We start from the raw sequence: 22978 nt of genomic DNA, 5'->3' as shown, positions 1-22978 counted from the left end.
GAGCTATCCAATCGGGCGGGCAGGCACACCAACCACTTTTGCACCCGCTGGCACATCTTTGGTGACCACTGCGTTCGCCCCAATCACAGCGTTATCACCAATAGTAACACCTGCAATAATGGTCACTTTTGCCCCAATCCATACATGTTTGCCAATGTTTACAGGCTTAATATCCATCGCCGATAAATGCACAGCTTTTGTCTGACCTGATACGTGGTTGTGGTCGCGAATCGATACATATTCGGCAATCGCCGTGCCCTCACCAATGCTGATATGCTCATGGGCTGCAATCATGCTGCCCCAGCCGATAAAACAGTCATCACCAATATCGATTCTTCCTGTGCCAAAAGTAATCAATTTAATATCATCTTCTAAGCGACAATTAGCCCCAAGCTGAATCTTTGCCCCTTGCGCGCTTTCCACCATTTTGAGCAGCAACCTGCGCCCAATAAGGCTTTGTTTGCCCATGTTAAACGTAGCCTGTTGACCTAGCACAATCACGGCATCTTTGCCCATGTTTGAACCTTGTGCCATCAACCAAGCTGCGTCTTGATACAAATCAAACGATAGACTTGGCATATCAACCACACCATGCAATTGCAGGTTTACACCTTGTTTTTTGGCATGATGTTCTAAGCGTTTGCGGCACAACCATGATTTCATGGCTTTTTATCTACTTTTAAATGAAAACTGATGTCCCAAAGCGGGAAAATAAAGGCCAATCTATGTTCATAAAGCAATGGGCGTTTGGTGGCAAAAGCTGCCATCCAGCGGTCGTAAAAATTGCGGTCTTTGCGTGATTCTTTATCATAAATCACCGATTCTTTCTTAAATCTGGCTTGCGAATAACCATATTTAAACAGTTTCTCGCCTTCGATAAAATAATCAAAACTGCGCGAGGTGAACGCTCGTAAATGAGTAGGGTCATTGTGATAATGGGCGCTGCTCATGGAAGGGGATACAATAAAAACATCGGCATCGGGTTTACCAATACGATAAATCTCTTCCATCGTGCCAATGACATCAGGCAAATGCTCCATCACATCATTACAATAAATGGTATCAAATGTATTGTCGGCAAACGGCAACGGATTATGCGCCAAATCTACCAACACATCGGCATCCGAACCTGCAATCATATCAATGCCAATACTGCCTTCGACTTTGCTAAAACCACAGCCCATATCCAATATTCGCTTCACAGCTTCACCCTCGCCCATACGATTTTCCACCACAGTAACAAAGCCCCCCATTGCCTGCAATCATTCGCCAAGGAAACCCCAAGAAAAACTTTGGCTCTCCGCACATAACCTTGCGCCAACATGATGTCTGCCAAGTTTCGATACAAGTCTGCCTGTTGTTTGCGCCATGCCTGCAATACGGCAGGTTGTTGCAAGGTTTCACCAAACATACGTTGCATTTTTTTATGCATACGCCAGCGATTGCGGTATGCCACTGCCTTGTCACAACCTGTGCCCAGCGAATCTTGATGCTGATAAATCGCGCACAATACTTTTTCGATATAACCCAACTTACCTAAAGCTGCTGCACGCAGATAATAATCATAATCTTCCAATACTTTGAGACGGACATCAAAACCGTGCAGTTGATCCGCCAACGCCTTGCGAAACATAAAAACATTGGTGCCCAAACGATAACCCTGCAATGCCAAAGCCAACACATCACCTTCTGCTTTGATATGTGCCAGCGAGACCTCAGGCTCATCGCCACGCATTATTTCATTGCCCGCTTCATCCACCCACACCCAGTTGGAATAACACCAGTCCAATGACTCATCCGCCGCTAAAAAACGCACCTTTTCAGCAATGTTATCAGGGTAATACGTATCATCGGCATCCAAAAAACAAATATAATCACCACTGGCTTCTTTTAGACCACGATTACGGGCTGCAGCAGCCCCTTGGTTGTTTTGTTGGATATAAACAAGCTTATCCTCATACTTTTTTAACACATCTTTGGTGTTATCGGTCGAGCCATCATCCACGACAATGATTTCAATATTTGCATAGGTTTGATTGAAAGCACTATCCACAGCTTTACCAATATAAGCTGCGTAATTGTATGTCGGGATAATAATCGAAACCAAAGCTGCACTCATACTTTTTTCACCAAATATCGCATGCCTGGAATATGGCTGCCCAACATCTGCATATCTGTAGCATCCAATAAACCAAACACACGGATTGATGCGAGATAAACAAAAACATATACAACAACTGAAACCAACCACGCTAAAGCAGCATCCCCCCGCTGATTAAAGTCCAACTGCTCACCCAACCACATCACCAAAGGTAAACTTATGAACACAGAAGGCATATTACTCAGCAGCACATGCAAAAACAAACGGGTATCATCCCAAATACTGCGTTCAAAATCACGATAAAAACAACGCATCACATAGGCTTTTGAAACAACCACCGCAACCAAAGTTCCCCAAAGCGCACCCATAAAACCCATCTGACTGATAAGCAATGCTGAAAGGCTAACATTTAACACCGCCTGCAATATAGACCCCCGCATAATTGGCTTGGACCAATTCAAAGCAGTACCTACATTAAATGCCATGGCCATACTTACAATCACCCAATATGCCACCCCTAATACCAACACGGCTTGCAATACAAAATCCGACACATGACCCAACCAAGCCCCAATCAACATGGGTGCAGTAAGCAGCAACATTGCTAAGGCGGGCAAAGAAAACATCAATAAATACTTGCTTCCTCGCGCATAAAGCAACCACAATCGTTCATGGTCACCACTGGCTTGAATTTGTGATGCCACAGGGAAAATGGCTGTGGTAAAGGTATAAACAGCATCACGCATCATGGCTGCAATCTTGGAACCCAAATCATAAAATGTAACAAAAGATAAAGGCATAAAAAATGCCAATAACAATTTATCTGTTTGGTAGCTGGCAAGCTCCGCAACTTTTGCCACCTGAATCCGTGCACCCAACGGCAACATCGATTTTAACAGTGGGTAATTAAAATGACGATGGCAGGTTGAGAATTGTGGTAATATTTTTTTCGTGGAAACATATAAAGCGAACATTTGAAAGGCATAACTCGCCACCGTTGCCCACATCAAACCCAAAACACCCAACCCCCAACCTAAGGTAAAATAAATACCCAGCACATTTACTACAGACGTTGCGAGTGTCGCCCCGAGAATCAAGTCAAAACGTTGTAACCCGCGCAATACCGCATCAAATACGCGCAAAAACGCAATCAACAAAAAGACCAAGGGGCCCCAAGTGACAAGGTGAGTGATATCCTGCTGTATCGTGCTACTCACCCCTGTTACAGGCAACAACCAAACACTCAAAACCCAAATAAGAAACCAAACAACCGAGGCAACACAAAACATAAGCAACAATACACTTACAACCGCTTGGTTGATACGCGCATGTTCCTGCTTTTCCAAAGATTGGGCGACCTGACGCACCAAGGAAACACCCATGCCCAAGTCCATCAGCATAATATATGCTGTCACTGACCAAAAAATAGCCCATAAAGCAAACCTATCATTACCTAAATAGGATAAAATCAGTGGTGTTAATAAGAAACCAACCAGAATCAGCCAGACACGACCCAATGCACCAAACATTGTATTTCTCAAGACTTTTTTAGCGATAGACACTTAAAAAAACCGATGTCCGTGTTGCATTACAGCGAATAACCCAATTGCGATAATGTTGCGCCAATATGCTGTTGTATAAGCTGTTTATCGTGCTCAGACAAACTTGAACGCCCCAGACCAATATTACGCGTAGAAACAGGCTCTAAAACCTTTTCATAATGGGTATAAGCATTCAAATCTCCCATGTGTTGCACATGTTGCAAGGATGCAATCATGTTAGGTTGAAATGAAATATTGAGGAAAGAACACAAGCCTTGCAGTGTTTGCTCAGGTGATGCAACCAAGTCTTCATAACGCACTTCCATACATTGCTTGGGATATTGCTGCATAAAATGTCTGCTTAGCAACACCGATGTTTGCCAATGTTTTGCAGCAGAGAGCATATCATCCATCAACCCGCGTGATACAAATGATGCCGCCACATCCACGCCATCACGCAACAAGTGTACAAACTTCGCTTGTGGGAAAATGCGAATAAGCATATCCAGCTCAAACGTATTTTTGGGTGTTTTATCACCCCAAAGCGTAAAGCTTTGCCCTGTTTGTTGCCCATGATAACAGTACAAAGCATCTAAAATAACAGCCAAACTGCGCTCTTGTTCGGGCAGTTCCCACAGCTGATGCACTAGCGCACGCATATCCATATCAAACTTATCAAACTCGCGCTGGTACTCAAATGTAGATAAGACAAGATTAACCAAATGATGCCAATCCATTTGACGATTTCGCATAAACAAACGCCCCACTTCACCCAACACATAAGACTCTGGGGGGATATGAATATCAGGGTTTGCCTGCAGCATGCGACGCAGCAGTGTAGAACCACAGCGCCCGGAGCCAATGATAAAAAAGGGACTTTGCGATAGTGGCGCAGCCAAAGGGTATGCCTTGTTAAAAATTATTCGCTTCAACCGCGACACCACATCATACAGTGGTGCAACAGTTTCAGGCATACGGTTTTGCTTCATCAGTAAAAGCGCTTAATCACCCGTAGCAATGCGCTCAACCAGCTGCTTCACAGTAGGAATAAAACCATCTTTATAGAAAGGGTCTTGGGCAAACTTATAAGCGGCATGTCCTGAAAACATCAAGTTATGTTCAGGTGCATCACCATAGGCCGAATTTAACAGTGTTTTTTGAATACAATAACTTCTTGGGTCTGCTTTATGCCCAGTGGTACCTTTCTCGTTATCAGCCCAATTACTAAACTTACATTGTGACAAGCAACCCATACAATCCAATTGGTCTTTACGAATTTCAGCAGCTTTCTCTTCCGTCACAAAAACAAAAGTTGAATCCGGTGTCGCCAAAGGTTTGGTGAAACCTTGTGCAATCCACTTATCCGCACTCTCTTTACCATGCGCAGTTAAATATACTTCGCGGTTTCTTGGTCCATAAGTGAATGGAACAACATGCCCATCGGCTTCTTCAGGGTGGTCAGTAAATGCAACCTGGCGCTCTGTACGCGCATAAAGTTCATCAAGGAAAGTATTGCGTACCGCTGATGAATAAAAACCTGTTGGTGAAAAAGGATTCAGTGCAACATCCCCTTCTTTCAAGCTCAACAGTGTTGGTCCCCATGAGTCACGAACTGGGCTTTCTTGGGTTAACAATGGGCGCGTACCAAATTGGAAAGCAATTGGACCAATTTCAGGGTTATTCATCCAATCTGTCCAATCACGCAAATACCACACACCACCCGCCATAATAATAGGCGTGTTTTCCAAGCCAAACTTATTCATGGTTGCACGCAATTCTTTTACACGTGGATACGGATCTTCTGGCTGGTCAAAACGCTCCGTATTCGACAAACCATTATGCCCACCAGCCAACCAAGGGTCTTCATATACCACACCACCCAATAAATCGGGTGCTTTACGATACGAACGCAACCACAACGCACGAAATGCACGACCTGAAGACACAATCGGATAATAATGCACACCATATTGAGCCGCAATTTCAGCCAATTTAAATGGCATACCTGCGCCACATGTTACCCCATTTACAATACCTTTGGCTTCCTTGAGAATACCATGGAGAATCTCTTGTGCACCACCCATTTCCCAAAGTACATTCACATGCAAGCGACCATTTCCACCTGCAATATCATGCGCTTGACGCAGCTGAGTCAAGCCGCCTTCAATGCCAAATTGAACCAATTCTCTAAAACGTTCTTTACGATTTCGTCCTTTGTATTCCACGGGGATAATCTTGCCTTGTTCATCAAGACGACTGGCATTCACCGCCGATACTGTGCCTATGCCGCCAGCTTTTGCCCACTCACCAGAGGTTAAACCTGTGGAAACACCCACACCTTTACCACCTTCAATCAGTGGCAAAACCTCTTTGCCAGAAATATACATGGACTCTAAATTGAATGACATAAAAACACCTTAAATATGATATTAAAAACACAACAAACAACACAAAAGCAAAAATACTTTTAAAGCTTACAAATCAGTTACATTCCACAGCATAAGCAATACCATTACACAGCACAAGTTCATTCTATTTTTTCAAACCTAAAAGGGCTAGAATAGTCAGTTTAAGCAAAGAATAAAAGCTGCCTTTTACTCCCCAAATAACTTTCCAGCCTTATGCTTCAGATTCAACTCAACAGCCTGGTTGTTCATTTGTTCTGGCATATCATCAGCTGATAAACTTGGTGTAAAATCACCAATATCGGTAAACTCAACATCCACGTCTTCAACATTCGACTTATGCGCTACATTCTGGTGTATGCCTTGTTTGATCATATCTTGAATAACAACAAAAGTTTCTGTCTCACCTTGCTGTTTGACGGTTGGTTTCTTAGAAGTTTTCTCCACTGACTTTTGCTCTGTAATAACCTTCTCATGTTCGACGATAAGTTCAACTGTAGAAATATACTTATCCTCCATCACATGACCCTCCTCTTCTAGAGGAACCAAATCTAATGCCACATGCGTATCTACCTCAGTCGTATTTTCCTGTTCTGATATAGGCGTAATTTCATGCGTACCTAAATCAAACAGATCTATATCTCCAAAGTTTGTTGTCTCATCATCTTCATACATAACACCCAGCTCATGTTGCGCCGTTGCCATCTCAATATGTATATCGCCTGTAAGTTTAGATGCCTGCCGTAAAAAGTTCTCAAGAATCGTAATTTTCAATGTCAGCGCCTTGGCAGCACCGACTTCGTCTTGCGCTTGGTATATCCGCACCACATCTTGATAAACAACGATAGCTTCAGTTGTCTTTTCTATTTTCTCAAGGCAAAATGCGTGACGAATTTTAATATCAATCATGTCTTGCATCGCTTCATCTTGCAGCACAAGCGCATACAATTGCTCTGCTTCAACAAAGTTCTCTTGCGCAACAGCTTTTCGCGCTTGACGTAACATTACTGGAATATTCATGTATTGTTTATTCGCACTCCCTAGTGATTCGATACCATTGTGATGCAAATCACTTTTAAAAAGCTGAACGGAGTTTGAAGCAATATACTTCTGTTTTCAAGATTAAATCGGATACAATGTAAAATTACTTATCCGCGAACAGCTGCTCACCTATAAGAAAAGAATATATAACGACTTGTTTTACTCATATCAATATATAAAAAAGATAACATTGAGTCATTCTGATTCTTACTGGGACTAGTACATAAAGAAGTGACATTGAGTCGCTTTGATTACTTCTTAAACTATCGCATAAAAAAAGCGACATTGAGTCGCTTTGATTACTTCTTAAACTATCGCATAAAAAAAGCGACATTGAGTCGCTTTTTTTTAATTGCTGGTACCGGGGACTGGACTCGAACCAGCACGGATTGCTCCACTACCCCCTCAAGGTAGCGTGTCTACCAATTTCACCACCCCGGCAATGTAAAAATAATTATTCAGCTGAGGGCAAGTTTTCCGCTGATTTTTTCTCAAGTTGTTTGCTATCAAACACTGCATTACCTGCAGACTGACCAGCAGCAGGCACTGACTGCTCTTGCAATACATTCGTAGATAAACTTTTATTCACCCCCGAACCCGCCTCTTGTTGCGAAAAGAAAGCCAAACTTAAACTTGTGGTCATAAAGATAGTCGCCAACACACCTGTGGCCTTCACAAGAAACCCACCTGAACCTGATGCACCAAACAAAGTTTGTGAGCTTCCGCCACCCATGCCACCCATACCGCCTTCTTGTCCACGCTGCATTAATACAACAACAATCAACAAAATAGCGACAATAATGTGTATAGTTAATAATACCGTTGTCATTTTTTCTCCTATGCTGCCACGCGAGCCGCAGCTGCAACAATTTCCATAAATGAGTCAGCTTTTAAGCTAGCTCCACCAACCAAAGCACCGTCAACACCTTCGCAAGCCATTAAGCTTTCTGCATTACCAGGGTTTACGCTACCACCGTACAATACTTTACATTTGCGCCCTAAACGCGCCAATTCTTCATGCACAAAAGCATGTGTTTCAGCGACTTGTTCTGGCGATGCCGTTTTACCTGTTCCAATCGCCCATACAGGCTCATAAGCAACCACTAAAGGTAGGTTTGCATCCGTGCCCGCCAATACCGATAACTGCTGCTTTAAAACATCATTGGTCGCACCTGCTTCACGTTCTTCCAAGTGTTCACCAATACAAAACATAGGCGTTAACCCTACATCCCAAGCAGCATCAAGTTTCTTACGCAGCAGTGTATTGCCTTCATGCATAATATCTCTACGCTCAGAGTGCCCTAAAATCACATAGTGACAACCCGCATCCTTCAACATCAACGGTGAAATCGAACCCGTAAATGCACCGCTTTCTTCAAAGTACATATTTTCAGCACCCAATGTTACACCCTTATCAGCAAAGGGTTTTGCCAATGGGTGAAGCAAGGTATAAGGAGGACAGATTACCATTTCGACGGCATCTGGATTGGGGTTGGCTGTTAATGCATCCACAAAGGCTAAACTTTCTTGAAGCAAACCATTCATTTTCCAATTGCCAGCAATAATAAACTGTGTTGAACCACCCATTCCAATCTCCTTATCCCAACATAAAACGTGGGCATGATAACTTCATAACCCATGATAGCAAGCATAGCCCTAGCTACGCCTGCTATGCATATTATTTATTCATCGATTCAAAAAATTCTGCATTATTTTTGGTCGTCTTGAGTTTATCCAACAAGAACTCCATTGCTCCCACCGTATCCATAGGTGAAATAATACGACGCAATACCCACATTTTAGACAATTCCGCAGGTTCAATCAGCAGTTCTTCTTTACGCGTACCACTGGATGCCACATCAACCGCAGGGAATGTACGCTTGGCAACAAGCTGACGATTCAGATGAATCTCCATATTACCCGTGCCTTTAAACTCTTCAAAAATCACTTCGTCCATACGGCTACCCGTATCCACCAAGGCTGTGGCAATAATGGTTAAACTGCCGCCACCTTCAATATTACGCGCTGCACCAAAGAAACGCTTGGGTCTGTGCAATGCATTGGCATCCACACCGCCTGACAATACCTTCCCTGAAGATGGTGACACAATATTGTAAGCCCGTGCCAAACGCGTAATCGAATCCAACAAAATGACCACATCTTTACCATGTTCAACCAAACGTTTGGCACGTTCAATCAACATTTCTGCCACCTGAACATGGCGCTGTGGTGGCTCATCAAATGTTGAAGAAACCACTTCACCTTTTACTGAGCGCTTCATATCTGTCACTTCTTCAGGGCGCTCATCAATCAAAAGTACCATCAAATGAATTTCAGGGTGGTTCACTTCAATAGCATGCGCGATGGCTTGCATCATCACGGTTTTACCCGTGCGTGGTGGCGCAACCAAAATACCACGCTGTCCTTTACCAATCGGCGACACCAAATCAATCACACGCCCTGTCATGTCTTTGCGTGTTGGGTCTTCGATTTCCATTTTGATACGTTCATCAGGATAAACGGGTGTTAAGTTTTCAAACAACACCTTGTTTCTTGCCACTTCGGGTGCTTCATCATTGATAGAGATAACACTTTTGAGCGCAAAATACTTTTCACGGCTACGCGGTGCACGCACCTCACCTGCAATCAAATCACCTTTACGCAAATAACCACGACGAATTTGTTGATTGGATACATAAATATCATCCGTGCCCGACACATAGTTATCATCTGCTGTGCGTAAGAAACCATAACCATCAGGTAAAAGCTCCAGCACACCCTCAGAAATAACCGTGCCACCTCTCAGGCTATGTTCTTTAAGAATCGCAAACACTTGGGCTTGCCGACGTTTGCCCGCCATATTTTCAATACCCAACTCATCTGCTTTTTCTAAAAGCTCAGCTTGAGACATCGCCGATACTTCGCGTAAATGCAGGGTAATACCTTCAAACTCATTGGAAATCGGTTCTTCTTGCTGATCTTTGCGGCGGTTATTTTTATGACCATTACGATTGTTTTTCTGCCCATTGCGATTGTTTTTATGGGCATTGCGTTGCGGGCGTTGTTGTTGCTCTGACTTTGTTTCGTCCGAATCTGTTTGTTTCTTCTCTGTAGCTGTTGAGGCATCGGCAGTAGCACCTGTTTTTTCTTCCTCAGCTGCTTCCTTAACTGTTTTTTCTGTTGTTTTGTCTAGTACTTTTTCTTCAGCCTTCGGCTCCGCATCTTTTTTAACACGCCGTGTGCGTTTAGGTTTGGGTTTCTCTACAACAGTATCTGCCCCATCACTGGTCAAAGTGCTTTCCTCAACCTTTTTCTTACGCACTCTTTTTTTCGGCGCAGCAACTTTTTCTACCACATCGCCTTCGGCTGTACTCTCTGCTACTTTCTTTTTGGTTGCGCGTGGTTTTCGCACCGTTTTTTTCACGGGTTTATCTTCAGCGTTTTCTGCCGGCATGGATAATGGTTCAGTGGTTTCATCAGAAGACATAAATATTAAAACTCCAAAAGGTTATTGTATTCCCGATATCAGCGTACATTACAATATGCTGCTTTTTTTATATGACCAAGGAAAATAAAAGGTTTGTTCAGATACGGCTGCTGTTATTCAAGCGCACAACCATGTATATAACTACAAGCGATTGCTATAAGTCGCCCCTGCTCATGTCAAACAAAAAAAACATTTTACCTATTGCAACACAGGTAAGTCCCAAGACATTTCACCCAAATTATCACGAATAGTCACACGTATAGCCAAGGGTTTAACGTAGGGTGGTGCAGCTTGATTCCACACATTTTTCCAACTTACTTTTGCATCCAAGACTTCCACATTAAAGGAATCTAACTTTACCAACTCCCAACGAATAGGTTCTGCATGCGTCCTTGCCCATGGGCTCAATGCTTCTCGCTTCAGCTTATGTGTATCTTCATCAATCAAGTAACGCACCAAAGTCAAACCAGGGTACATGGGGTCTCGAATCAGCAGCTGTAATTCATCAAAAGCGTTTTCACCTCGGCTATCATTTTTCAACACAACAACCGCTTTGTTTTTATCTTCTGACGTGCTTAGGTAACTCACATCTCGGCGCAATTGTTTACCCAACCACTGCTGTTCTTCCAACTGTGTTCTATGCTCTTTAATCATCATAAAACCTTCACCTGCAGGGCCAAGTGCAGAAAAGGTTACCGCTGCAATCAAGGAAAAAACCACGATTGCCAGTAAAACTTCAATCAAAGTAAAACCTTTCATCATGGTTTTACGTGATACAAAAACAATGAGACATCGGGTTCGCCAACATATGAAACCACCACATTTTGCCGCACAAACTGATCCAAATCGGTTTTCTCCAGTGAAAGTTTCCATGTCATATGCATACCTCGAGCATCCACTTCACCTTCTCTTTCGGCAAGGTTGGTTGTAGCACCAACACGCTGTTGCTCCAAAACATTGGTTGCCACTTCAAGCATAGTGGAATGCGCCAACAAGCTGCGCTGTGTATCCGCAGACAGCCCCAGTCGCCCAGCGAGAGCAGTCAAAGCCACTGCTGCAATACCCAAAGCCACCAAGGTTTCAATCAATGTAAAACCTTGCTCAGCCGCCCGAGTTTTCATGGTTTATTTAAGGAAGGTCTGAATACGTCTGAACAAAGCAGATTGTTGTTCAGCGTACTCAAAATCTAGGCGTGTGTCGCAAGTAATAGCTCGGCTATTGCTTAAACGCACAACGCAGAGTTTGGGTACACTGGGCACAAGATGCGAGTTCATGACTTGTTCAGACCTTCCTTAAGCCCCAAAACATCCTGCATATCATAACGCCCCGCTGGTTTATCAATCAACCACGAAGCTGCACGCACAGCACCTTTGGCAAACACCATACGGTCTGAAGCAAAGTGATTGATTTCAATGCGCTCTTCATCAGCAATAAACATCGCTTTATGGTCACCAACAATATTACCGCCTCGCACCACAGAAAAACCAATCGTGCCCGCTTCACGTGCCCCCGTAATACCTTCACGACTATACACTGCCACGTCATCAAGCTTCACATCACGCCCTGCTGCAAGCGCTTTACCCATAGCCAAAGCAGTGCCCGATGGGGCATCTACTTTATGTTTATGGTGTGCTTCATAAATTTCAGCATCATAATCAGCATTTAGCACTGCTGCGGCTTGTTGGATAAGATTTAATGCAAGATTTACACCCACAGAATAATTGGCTGCGACCACCGTTGGTGTGTTTTTCAATATCTTATCCAATTCGGTTTGTTGATTTGCATCAAAACCCGTTGTCCCAATCACCATTGCCATGCCACGTTCCGCCACCACTTTCGCATGATTTAAACATGCTTCAGGGGCAGTGAAATCAATCAACACATCCGCTTCATCGCAAAGGTTTAAGTGGTCTTGCACATGTACATTCAATGCTTCTAGCCCAACAAGCAAACCAGCATCTTTACCAATGGAAGATGAGCCTTGACGCTCGGTTGCTCCCACAAGCTGCACACCTTCTGCTTGCGCTACCGCACGGATAAGCATTTGTCCCATTCGTCCTGATGCACCTGAAATGATTACGCGCATAACCAACTCCCTTTACTTAGTTCTCGCCTGCTAAGTCATCCCACAATTTTTTCGCTTTACCCAAAAACGAAGAGCGCTCTGGATAAACTTCATCACCTGTTTCTTTGGCAAAAGCTTTAAGCAACTCTTCTTGTTTTGCTGTCAGCTTTTTAGGCACAGCAATCTGTACGCGTACAAACAAATCACCTTTTTGATGCACACGAACATCTTTCACCCCATGCCCACGCAAGCGGAACACACGACCACTTTCCGTGCCTGCTGGAATTCGGATTTTCACTTTGCCATCCAATGTTGGCGCATCAACTTCTGCACCCAAGGTTGCTTGCGGGAAGGTAATCGGCATTTCACAATGCAAATCTGCACCATCACGCTCAAAAATAGCATGTTCTTTGATGCGAACAACAATAAACAAATCCCCTGGTGCACCACCTTGTGTACCAGCCTCACCTTCGCCACCTACACGAACTTGTGCCCCATCATACACACCCGCAGGGATTTTCACTTTCAAATTTTTCTTCACTTTCTTGCGACCTGTTCCACCGCAAGAAACACATGGCGACTCAATTTTTTTACCCGCACCCTGACAGCTAGGGCATGTTCTACGCACCGCGAAGAAACCTTGCTGCATTTGCACTTGCCCATGTCCACCACAAGTCGAACACGGCACAGGATTTGTGCCGGGTCTAGCACCAGAGCCACTGCAAGTATCACATGATTCATGTTTAGGGATTTCGAGTTCTACTTCCTTACCTTTGGCAGCCTCTTCTAAAGTAATGGTCAAATTGTAACGCAAGTCTGCACCTTGATTGTGCTGTTGACCGCCGCCACCGCCACCAAAACCAAAGGCATCACCAAACACGCTGCCAAACAAGTCACCAAAATCTTGGTAAGCATGTGAGTTTTGGAAACCGCCTGCGCCAAAACCACCCATTTGATCATCCACACCAGCATGACCATATTGATCATAACGTGCGCGTTTTTCCTCATCTGCTAATATTTCATATGCTTCTGTGACTTCACGAAAAGAAGCTGCAGCTTTTTCATCGTCTGGGTTGCGGTCAGGGTGGTATTTCATCGCAAGTTTACGGTATGCGCGTTTAATATCATTCTTATCTGCGCTCTTATCAACACCCAGTACATCGTAATAATCTCTTTTACTCACCCTACACTCCTAAAACTTATTCTAAACCATCATGACACAATTCATCATAAAAACATATAAAACACAAAAGGAGCAGAGCTTTTCAGCCCCGCTCCTTATGCCTACGCACCCAATAACAGGGGCTTATTTTTTACTGTTACTATCATCCACCACTTCAGCATCAACAATTTCAGCATCCTGAACATCATTTTTTGCTGAGGCTTCTGGGGCTTCGGCTGTACCAGCCTCCTGCTCACCTTGTTCAGCTTGCATTTTTTGGTACACAGCTTCGCCAAGTTTTTGCGATTTCTTCGCCAAATCTTCTTCAGCAGCTTTGATAGCATCAAAGTCGTCACCTTTGAGCGCTTCTTTTAATACTTCCAAAGCTTCTTTAATCGCAGTCACTGTTGCTTCATCGACAGCGTCAGCATGCTCTTCCAGAGATTTCTCAGTGGCAAACACAAGCTGGTCAGCTCGGTTTTTCGCTTCGATATTCTCTTTCAACTTCGCATCTTCTTCCGCATGCGCTTCAGCATCTTGTTTCATTTTTTCAATTTCTTCTTCGCTCAAGCCTGAACCAGACTCAATGCGAATTGAAGTTTCTTTACCCGTACCTTTATCTTTGGCATGCACATGAATGATACCATTGGCATCAATATCAAAAGTCACTTCAATCTGTGGTGTGCCGCGAGGTGCAGGTGCAATACCTTCAAGGTTAAACAAACCAAGTTCTTTGTTTGCCGAGAAGATTTCACGCTCACCTTGTGCCACTTTAATCGTTACCGCAGTTTGATTGTCCGCAGCCGTGGTATAGGTCTGTGATTTTTTGGTTGGGATTGTGGTGTTTTTCTCAATAATTTTATTGAACAAACCACCTTCCACTTCAATACCAAGTGATAATGGTGTTACATCAAGTAACAACACATCTTTCACATCACCTGTCAAAATTGCACCTTGAATCGCAGCACCAATCGCTACCACTTCATCAGGGTTTACACCTTTATGTGGTTCAGTACCAAAAAATTCTTTCACTTTTTCTTGAACCAAAGGCATACGCGTTTGACCACCAACCAATACCACTTCATGGATATCAGAAGCAGATACGCCAGCATCTTTTAATGCTTGCGCACATGGTTTAAGTGAATTTTGAACCAAATCACCAACCAATGATTCAAATTTTGCACGCGACACTTTAATCAACAAGTGTTTAGGGCCTGAAGCATCAGCCGTGATAAACGGTAAGTTTACTTCAGTTTGTTGACTTGAAGACAACTCAATTTTCGCTTTCTCTGCTGCTTCACGCAACCGTTGCAATGCCAAAGTATCTGTTGTTAAGTCAACACCATGCTCTTTTTTGAATTCATCAGCCAAATATTGAATCAATACTTGGTCAAAATCTTCACCACCAAGGAATGTATCACCATTGGTTGCTTTCACTTCAAACACACCATCACCGATTTCCAAGATGGAAATATCGAATGTACCACCACCAAGGTCATACACTGCAATCAAGTGGTTTTCTTCGGTTTTATCCAAACCATATGCCAATGCTGCAGCCGTTGGTTCGTTTACAATACGCAATACATTTAGGCCCGCAATAGCACCTGCATCTTTGGTTGCTTGGCGTTGTGAATCGTTAAAATATGCAGGTACTGTAATCACAGCATCTGTCACGGTTTCACCCAAATAATCTTCCGCAGTTGATTTCATTTTTTGCAAAGTGATAGCTGAAATCTCTTGTGGACTCATTTTTTTGCCATCAACTTCAACCCATGCATCACCATTATCCGCTGCAACAATAGGGTAAGACACCAACGATTTATGATGTTTGGTTTCTTCTGAATCAAACTTACGACCAATCAAACGTTTAACCGCATGAAATGTTTTTTCTGGGTTGGTTACCATTTGACGTTTTGCTGCAGCACCTACAAGGCGCTCATCTGCAGTAAAACCAACAACTGAAGGTGTTGTATTATCGCCTTCGCTGTTTGGGATAACTTTCGCCGTATCCCCTTCCATCACTGCCACACATGAGTTTGTGGTTCCTAAATCAATACCAATTACTTTTGCCATTTTTCACTCCAACTTACATCTAGTCTCGTAGTATGCTTCACTTACTAAACTAGATAGGGGCAACAAAAAGGCTTTTCAACCCCCAATCATCATATTTAATGATTCAGCCTAAAATTCTGATTTAATGCTGACGACGACTTTGAATGGTTTCAATTTCTGCCTTAAACCAATCTGGTTTCACTTGATTGGTTGCTGCTTTTATAATCTCTTGAATCACTTGGGGATTTTTACAGATTTTACGTACTTCTGCTGATTGCTCTTCACTCAACTTCAACATACGCACAAAAGTATCCGCTGAATATTGGCTATGCATCACTTTACTATCCAACAACCATTTCACCGCTGCAGCTTGACGGCAAGCTACGTTTTTCATATCCATTTCTTTGGCACTTAACTGAACTTTTGTTGCTGCTTTCTGATTCACCGTCGTGGCCGGCAAGTTATCATCCTGTTGTAAAAAAAACCAAGCCCCAGCAATCATGCCACAAACAACCACCGCAATGAGCGCATAAAACATCTGCTGTTTTTTACGTTTTGCCTGCAATGCAGCCAATACTTGCGCCCCATCATCATCTTCATCACCCAAATAATCTTCTACAGCTTGATCTTCTGCTTTTGCATCATTTTGATCATCTTCAGGCATGGTCAGCGAAGGATCCCAACCTCCTGTTGAAACCAGACCTTCATCTTTTGTTTCTTCTAGTTTTTTCGCGCTATGTACCACAATCAAAAACTTTTCATGACACGCTTTACAAGTTGTAAACTGACCAGCAGCAGCCCTTATTTGCTCAGAAACTTCATAACGTTTGCCACAATGCGTACATTGAATGTATTCCATAGCTTCTCCCCTTACATCAAAGCTGTATTGTCTTCAAAAATTAAGCTTTGATTTCCTGCACACGAAGCGATTGCGCTATTTTATCTAATACACCATTGATAAAACCACGTGAAGGTTCATCAGCATAATCTCGCGTTAGCTCCAATGCTTCATTGATAATTACTTTATAAGGAATTTCCAAACGTGTTTGCAACTCCCATGTTGCCATACGCAAAATATTTAATTCAACATGGGCAATACTGCGTAAACTTCTACCTTGCACTGCTTTTGCAATCAAAGCATCCAAAGCATCAACTTGTTCAGTCACACCCATCACCATTTCGCGAAAATAGGCTTCATCTTGTGCTTGACGTTCTTCTTGCTGAATACGGTCTGCCAAAATTGCAGGAATCATTGCTGCATCATTGCCACCATTATGCCAAGCATACAAAGCTTCAATTGCAGATTCTCGTGCCAAATGACGATTTGGTTTTTTTTGTTTAGTTCTTTGACTCACGCTTGCTCCACCATGGGTTCTAAATTCTTTAATGCTTGGGCGACTTCGACTGCTGTTAAGGCTGCCTCAGCACCTTTATGTCCGTGCGTACCACCTGTACGCGCTTGCGCTTGTTCCAATGTATCCACCGTCAATACACCATTCCCGACACCAATATCACCGCGCTCTGCAATATGATTGATTGCATCCATCGCACCTTGACATACATAATCAAAATGCGCTGTACCACCACGAATCACACAGCCCAAACATACAATAACATCATAAACATGTGCCTTTGCCATACGCTGCGCAATCGTGCCAATTTCTAATGCACCAGCCACACGAACAACGGTAATATTTTCATTACTTGCCCCGTGTTTTTTTAATGCCTCAATTGCACCATCGGTCAAAGCATTGGTAATGTCTTCATTAAAACGAGCTGCCACAATGCCGATACGTAAACCCGTTGCATCGACTGTACCATCCAGTGTTGGTGCATCAAGACTCATTGGCTTCTCCACTTTTATGATCTAAAACATCAAACAAATGCCCCATTTTATCACGTTTGGTGGTTAAATAATGAATATTGTCTTCGTGGGCAAACGCTGCCAACTGCACCCGCTCGACCACCTCCAAACCATAACCATCCAAGGCAATAATTTTCTTCGGATTATTAGTCAATAATTTGAGCTTGCGTAAACCCAATGAACGTAAAATTTGTGCACCAATACCATAATCCCTTAAATCTGCCTTAAAGCCCAGTTTCTGATTGGCTTCCACTGTATCATGTCCTGCATCTTGCAGCGAGTAAGCCCGCAATTTATTAAATAAACCAATGCCGCGCCCTTCTTGGCGCAAATACAACAATACACCAGAACCTGCTTCGGCAATTTGTTTCATCGCCGCATGAAGTTGAGAGCCGCAATCACAACGACGTGAGGTAAACACATCACCTGTTAAACACTCAGAGTGCACACGCACCAAACATGGTTCTTCCGCCGTGGGTTCACCCATCACCAATGCTACATGTTCGGCATCATCCACAAGATTACTAAAACCAACCATTTGAAAATCACCAAATTCTGTTGGCAAACGCACTTCGACTTCACGTTTCACCAAAGAATCATGTTTGAGGCGATGAGAAATCAAATCGGCAATACAACCAATCTTGATGCCATGTTTCTTAGCAAACTTTTTCAGCTCTGGCATCCGCGCCATAGAGCCATCTTCATTCATGATTTCGCAAATCACACCTGCAGGTTTCAACCCTGCCAATCGCGCCAAATCAATACTGGCTTCGGTATGCCCAGCGCGCACCAAAACACCACCTTCTTGACCTTTCAGTGGAAATATATGCCCTGGCGTATGAATATCTTCAGCCGTCACATCATCTTTAATCGCTGTACGAATCGTGTGCGCTCTATCAAAGGCAGAAATACCCGTGGTTACGCCCTCTGCCGCTTCAATCGACACTGTGAAATTGGTTTTAAACTTCGAGTTGATATTTTGGGTCATCAAAGGTAAACCAAGTCTATCCACTTGCTCTTCTTCAAGGGTTAAACAAATCAAACCTCGACCATGGGTTGCCATAAAGTTCACCGCTTCAGGCGTGACCCACTCTGCAGCCATCACCAAATCGCCTTCATTTTCCCTATCTTCATCATCGGCAAGGATAATCATGCGCCCAGCGCGTAATTCTTCAATCAGTTCTTCGCAAGGGTCGAGACTCATGTCTTCTCCTGTGTATTGCCACTGCTTTGGCAGCTTAAAATACGTTCAACATACCGACCCAGAAGGTCAGTTTCAAGGTTCACCCTATCACCTTTTTGCAAAAGATGCAGGTTGGTATGTTCTAAAGTATGCGGAATTAAATTTACCGTAAAACATGTGTTCTCCACTGTGTTCACAGTTAAGCTCACCCCATTCAGTGTGACTGAGCCTTTGACCACCACATATTGCTTGAGCTTTTCAGGTACTTCAAAAGTCATTTGCTTATGCTCACCCACATCTTTGATGGCAACAACACGTGCCACATCATCAATATGGCCACTCACCATATGACCACCCAAGGCATCACCCATACGCAGTGCAGGTTCTAAGTTGACCTTATCACCCTTATGCACCTCTGAAAAACGCGTAAGTTTAATCGTTTCCGGTGACAATGTTGCAGCCCAAAAGCTGTGCTTTTGGTCAGGAAAATCCGTAATGGTTAAACAGCAGCCATCTACAGCCACGGAATCACCAAGCTGCCAAGCGGACATATCCAGCTTGGTTGCAAACACAAATAATGATTGGTTTTCTTGATGTTTTAGCGTTTCAATACGCCCCACATCTTGAACAATACCTGTAAACACCTGTGGTTACTTGGCGTGATATTTCACAGATTCTTCACGTACCGCTTTGAAGAATTCAATCGCATGTTCAGGTGGCACATCAGGTGTGATACCGTGTCCAAGGTTAAACACATGCCCATTGCCATGCCCAAATTTCGCTAAAATATCTTTCACTTCAGCACGGATTTTTTCAGGGTTGGCATATAACATGGTTGGATCCATATTGCCTTGTAATGCTACTTTATCACCCACACGACGACGTGCTTCATCAATATCAATCGACCAATCCAAACCAAGCACATCACAACCTGTATCTGCCATGGCTTCAAGCCAGCCCATGCCGCCTTTGGAATATAAAATCACAGGCACTTTACGACCATCATGTTCACGGGTGAGTTGCGATACAATTCTTTGCATATACTGCAATGAGAAATCTTTATAATCGCGGGTATTAAGGATGCCACCCCAAGTATCAAAGATTTGCACCGCTTGTGCACCTGCTGCAATTTGACCATTCAAGTATGCAGCCACGGAATCAGCTAACTTTTCCAACAACAAGTGCATGGTTTCAGGCTCATTAAACATCATGGCTTTGACTTTCGAGAAATTTTTCGAGCCGCCGCCTTCAACCATATATGTAGCCAATGTCCAAGGGCTACCCGCAAAACCAATCAAAGGTACGCGACCATTTAAATCGCGGCGAATTGTGCTCACCGCATCCATCACATAACCCAACTCACGCGTGGGGTCATCCAACACAGGAAGTTTTTCAACATCTGCTTTGCAAGCAATAGGGTCTGGAAACTTAGGACCTTCACCCGTGCCAAATGTAAGCTCCATACCCATGGCTTCAGGTACAACCAAAATATCTGAGAATAAAATTGCCGCATCAGCATCCAAAATATCGATGGGCTGCAGGGTCACTTCACTGCACATTTCTGGTGAACGGCATAGGTTTAAGAAACCACCAGCGCGCGCGCGTGTCGCCCTATACTCAGGCAAGTAACGCCCTGCTTGGCGCATCATCCATACTGGCGTGCGCTCCACATCTTGACGCAAACATGCGCGTAAAAACAAATCATTCTTTAATTCAGACATTGTAAATCCTTTTTCGATAGTCGTAAGAAACGCCTACCCTAACCATCAATATGCTTGGTATCCAACTCTGATGCAACTTGGGCAACACAAATAGCATAATTTGAGCCCACTTCTTGCACCTGAACCACTTTATAATACCCACCATGACTGGCTTCTTCTACGCTAAAAACCATGCCTTTGAACACAGTAGGGTCGGGAAACACAATCACATGCTCACCATCAGCCTCAAAAGTTGCCAACAAGGACCACTTGCGATGTTCTTTGGTATCCCCAATGGATAACATGGTGGCATTTACAGGTACAAAATCACGCAAATAAAACTGCAAACCTACCTGTTGCTCACCTTCTTTGGGATAACGAATCCAACGGATAAAAGCAAAACATGGCTCACCACGATGTGGCTTCCAATGCAACCCCACCAAGGCATTCACTTCCCTTTCTGGCGGAACAGCACTCAGTCGTTCAACCGCCATGCCTTGACGGCTAATATTTATCACTGTCCAAGCATGGGCAGGAGCCACATCATTTTCATCTTCTGTTTCTGTCTGTTTGCTTAAAATATTCTCTTTGGACGCAAGCGTACTTTGCAACACTGAAATACTATGCTGCAAAGACCAGTCCACCACCAATTTTGCATTGCCGTATTCTTGGCGCTCGGTATCACGTGATTTGGTACGTAAAGCATCAAGTATGGCATTCCCACCCAATACCGTCGTTTGTAAAGACGCTTCAATTTGCAAGTCATTACTCTGCAACACAGGGTTGTTAATCACTTTTTCCGCTCTATCAATCGCCATCACCAATTTATCAATGAAATCATCCATGGGAATAATGATATAATCTGAAGTTGTTGGTTGCGGTGCAAAAGTGACCACTTGCGCTGTATCATTGGGACGACTCATATTCGTCACCAGAAGACTATAACCCTTCATCTCCGAGCTTTTGAGACCATCTTTGGGCAAATAATGTGGCGTTAACTCATCCACATGATGCTGCAGCTCATCCATCATCATGCCTTGTGCTTCAATGGTTTTACTAAAGAAATCTAACCCCCGCAACAGCTCGTAGCGAACAATCGACAAGTGTAAACGTTTGGTTTCTTCCTCAGCCCCTTCACCCAATTCAGGTACAACAATCATACCCAGACGCATCAAATCAAACACTTGGCGTACAGTAATCACTGCAGGCGCATGGTAACTGCCCAGTGTATCCTTCATCAAACTACCGGCTAAATTAATAGCATGCGCAACCATATCCACCAAAATCCGATAATATTCTGGGTCTTGAAGTGCTTCTTTTTGCACCATGTCCACACCGATTTTATGTGCGTTCAAAACAGCAGCTGTCATTTCTGCATCAAACAAATCCAGCCGTTCTTCGAATCTATGCAATACTTTGAGACGAAAATGCAATGGAATAAGCGGATTGGAGTTCAAACGTGACAAATATGCTTGCATACTTTTACGCAACTCAGGGCCTGCCGCAGAGCCTGAAAAGTAAGTGTTTAAACGCTGCTCTAAATCCTCAAATCGATTCAGCAACACATCGGTAAGCATTTCGGCTTGCCCCAAATCCAGACGTTGGGGATGCAAACGCAAATCGGATGCTAAAGCGGATTGAACTTCTCTTTTATTCTCTGGTGTCGTCATAACAACCTCTATCTTCTTTCAAGAATCCTCGAAAGTAAATATTTTTGGATGTTTACAGTATAGACACTAAATCGGAAGTTTGCCTCACCACAGCCAAAGATGGCATTTTATCAAAAATATTGGATAGATACGGTGATATTATACGCATGGTTTCCTCACCTGTTTGATGATGTTCCAAATCATTCAGAACAATCCATTGGGGTGCGCGCTGAATCGACGCAAGATATGCACAATGTACCAAAGCCTGACTCATGCAGCCCAAACGCAAGGGTATCACCAACATCACTTCAACATGCGGCATCGCTTGCAACCAATCACTCACTAACCACTGCTGCTCATGTAATACAAGCGGTGCCATTAAACCACCAACACCTTCAATCAAAGTTGTTTGTTTTTCTGTTTCCCGCTGCGTTATCCAAGCCAAAAGTTTTTCAGGAGATAAAGGGCATGCTTCTTTTTGCCCTGCCAACGCTGGCGCAACGGGTGTTTGAAAGGTATGAAAATTAACAGCTTGTTCAGTTGAGTTTCCAGCATCCATCAGCAGCTGAACGTCTTCATTCACCCCTGTTGCCTGCACACCACTGGCAATGGGTTTCAAAGCTTGTGCAGACACACCCTGAGCCAGCAAATGTTTCAATAGGTTTGCTGTTACCCATGTTTTACCAGCACCAGTATCGGTTGCTGTAATAAAGATAGAGCGTGACACT

General features: G+C 43.6%; 24 protein-coding genes and 1 tRNA gene. All 25 read right to left on the bottom strand.

Annotated elements, in window-relative coordinates; all coding sequences use genetic code 11:
* Positions 1-3: 3 nt before the first annotated feature.
* Positions 4-663 carry an acyltransferase gene (locus DM09_RS11785; RefSeq protein WP_051938254.1) on the bottom strand — a complete coding sequence of 220 codons (660 nt, stop codon included), beginning with the start codon at positions 661-663 and terminating at the stop codon, positions 4-6.
* On the bottom strand, positions 660-1253 hold the full coding sequence (locus DM09_RS06455) for a class I SAM-dependent methyltransferase (RefSeq protein ID WP_081881143.1): 594 nt from the start codon (positions 1251-1253) through the stop codon (positions 660-662). The genes DM09_RS11785 and DM09_RS06455 overlap by 4 nt, the downstream gene beginning before the upstream one ends.
* Positions 1199-2119, bottom strand: a complete 921-nt coding sequence (locus tag DM09_RS11090) for a glycosyltransferase (protein ID WP_051938252.1) — start codon at positions 2117-2119, stop codon at positions 1199-1201. Before DM09_RS11090 ends, DM09_RS06455 begins: the two co-directional genes overlap by 55 nt.
* Positions 2116-3663: a lipopolysaccharide biosynthesis protein gene (locus DM09_RS06450; protein WP_157753630.1), complete on the bottom strand. Its 1548-nt coding sequence runs from the start codon at positions 3661-3663 to the stop codon at positions 2116-2118. Before DM09_RS06450 ends, DM09_RS11090 begins: the two co-directional genes overlap by 4 nt.
* 26 nt (positions 3664-3689) lie before the next feature.
* Entirely contained in the window at positions 3690-4616 is a 927-nt protein-coding gene (locus DM09_RS11085; RefSeq protein WP_051938251.1) for a sulfotransferase family protein, read from the bottom strand.
* A 27-nt stretch (positions 4617-4643) separates the two neighbouring features.
* Positions 4644-6050, bottom strand: a complete 1407-nt coding sequence (locus DM09_RS06440; RefSeq protein ID WP_038248854.1) for an NAD(P)H-dependent flavin oxidoreductase — start codon at positions 6048-6050, stop codon at positions 4644-4646.
* Positions 6051-6236: 186 nt separating this feature from the next.
* Positions 6237-7067 carry a tetratricopeptide repeat protein gene (locus tag DM09_RS06435; RefSeq protein ID WP_038248853.1) on the bottom strand — a complete coding sequence of 277 codons (831 nt, stop codon included), beginning with the start codon at positions 7065-7067 and terminating at the stop codon, positions 6237-6239.
* Positions 7068-7444: 377 nt separating this feature from the next.
* Positions 7445-7529 (bottom strand) — tRNA-Leu (locus DM09_RS06430).
* Positions 7530-7542: 13 nt separating this feature from the next.
* Complete coding sequence (gene secG, locus DM09_RS06425; protein ID WP_038248851.1) at positions 7543-7917, bottom strand: preprotein translocase subunit SecG; 375 nt, start codon at positions 7915-7917, stop codon at positions 7543-7545.
* Positions 7918-7925: 8 nt separating this feature from the next.
* Positions 7926-8675 carry a triose-phosphate isomerase gene (tpiA, locus tag DM09_RS06420; RefSeq protein ID WP_038248848.1) on the bottom strand — a complete coding sequence of 250 codons (750 nt, stop codon included), beginning with the start codon at positions 8673-8675 and terminating at the stop codon, positions 7926-7928.
* Positions 8676-8766: 91 nt separating this feature from the next.
* Positions 8767-10575: a transcription termination factor Rho gene (gene rho / locus DM09_RS06415; protein ID WP_099098492.1), complete on the bottom strand. Its 1809-nt coding sequence runs from the start codon at positions 10573-10575 to the stop codon at positions 8767-8769.
* Between the two features lie 198 nt (positions 10576-10773).
* On the bottom strand, positions 10774-11337 hold the full coding sequence (locus tag DM09_RS06410; RefSeq protein ID WP_038248846.1) for a PulJ/GspJ family protein: 564 nt from the start codon (positions 11335-11337) through the stop codon (positions 10774-10776).
* Positions 11334-11696 carry a type II secretion system minor pseudopilin GspI gene (gene gspI, locus DM09_RS06405; RefSeq protein WP_038248845.1) on the bottom strand — a complete coding sequence of 121 codons (363 nt, stop codon included), beginning with the start codon at positions 11694-11696 and terminating at the stop codon, positions 11334-11336. The genes DM09_RS06410 and gspI overlap by 4 nt, the downstream gene beginning before the upstream one ends.
* Before the next feature lie 3 nt (positions 11697-11699).
* Positions 11700-11849: a hypothetical protein gene (locus DM09_RS11580; RefSeq protein WP_157753628.1), complete on the bottom strand. Its 150-nt coding sequence runs from the start codon at positions 11847-11849 to the stop codon at positions 11700-11702.
* The gene (dapB, locus tag DM09_RS06400) at positions 11846-12661 is read right to left on the bottom strand and encodes a 4-hydroxy-tetrahydrodipicolinate reductase (protein WP_038248844.1); all 816 of its coding nucleotides are present in this window, start codon (positions 12659-12661) and stop codon (positions 11846-11848) included. The genes DM09_RS11580 and dapB overlap by 4 nt, the downstream gene beginning before the upstream one ends.
* Positions 12662-12677: 16 nt before the next feature.
* Entirely contained in the window at positions 12678-13823 is a 1146-nt protein-coding gene (gene dnaJ, locus DM09_RS06395) for a molecular chaperone DnaJ (RefSeq protein WP_038248841.1), read from the bottom strand.
* 123 nt (positions 13824-13946) lie between these two features.
* Positions 13947-15875, bottom strand: coding sequence for a molecular chaperone DnaK (dnaK, locus tag DM09_RS06390; RefSeq protein ID WP_038248838.1), 1929 nt, complete (start codon positions 15873-15875; stop codon positions 13947-13949).
* Positions 15876-15996: 121 nt separating this feature from the next.
* Positions 15997-16713, bottom strand: coding sequence for a hypothetical protein (locus tag DM09_RS06385; RefSeq protein ID WP_038248836.1), 717 nt, complete (start codon positions 16711-16713; stop codon positions 15997-15999).
* 40 nt (positions 16714-16753) lie between these two features.
* Entirely contained in the window at positions 16754-17209 is a 456-nt protein-coding gene (gene nusB / locus DM09_RS06380; protein ID WP_051938250.1) for a transcription antitermination factor NusB, read from the bottom strand.
* Positions 17206-17700 carry a 6,7-dimethyl-8-ribityllumazine synthase gene (gene ribH, locus DM09_RS06375; RefSeq protein ID WP_038248832.1) on the bottom strand — a complete coding sequence of 165 codons (495 nt, stop codon included), beginning with the start codon at positions 17698-17700 and terminating at the stop codon, positions 17206-17208. Before ribH ends, nusB begins: the two co-directional genes overlap by 4 nt.
* Positions 17690-18922, bottom strand: coding sequence for a bifunctional 3,4-dihydroxy-2-butanone-4-phosphate synthase/GTP cyclohydrolase II (locus tag DM09_RS06370; RefSeq protein ID WP_038248829.1), 1233 nt, complete (start codon positions 18920-18922; stop codon positions 17690-17692). The genes ribH and DM09_RS06370 overlap by 11 nt, the downstream gene beginning before the upstream one ends.
* Positions 18919-19545 (bottom strand): riboflavin synthase, encoded by a 627-nt coding sequence (locus tag DM09_RS06365; protein ID WP_038248827.1) that lies wholly within the window; start codon positions 19543-19545, stop codon positions 18919-18921. Before DM09_RS06365 ends, DM09_RS06370 begins: the two co-directional genes overlap by 4 nt.
* A 6-nt stretch (positions 19546-19551) precedes the next feature.
* Entirely contained in the window at positions 19552-20622 is a 1071-nt protein-coding gene (hemE, locus tag DM09_RS06360) for a uroporphyrinogen decarboxylase (protein ID WP_038248825.1), read from the bottom strand.
* Between the two features lie 38 nt (positions 20623-20660).
* The gene (locus tag DM09_RS06355) at positions 20661-22271 is read right to left on the bottom strand and encodes a hypothetical protein (protein WP_038248822.1); all 1611 of its coding nucleotides are present in this window, start codon (positions 22269-22271) and stop codon (positions 20661-20663) included.
* Positions 22272-22323: 52 nt separating this feature from the next.
* Complete coding sequence (gene bioD / locus DM09_RS06350) at positions 22324-22977, bottom strand: dethiobiotin synthase (protein ID WP_051938249.1); 654 nt, start codon at positions 22975-22977, stop codon at positions 22324-22326.
* Between the last annotated feature and the right edge of the window lies 1 nt (position 22978).

Origin of the sequence: Ghiorsea bivora (assembly GCF_000744415.1) — a bacterium.
GTDB lineage: Bacteria > Pseudomonadota > Zetaproteobacteria > Mariprofundales > Mariprofundaceae > Ghiorsea > Ghiorsea bivora.
The sequence above is the reverse complement of the archived record's forward strand: the minus strand, read 5'-3'. Positions and strand labels throughout refer to the sequence as shown.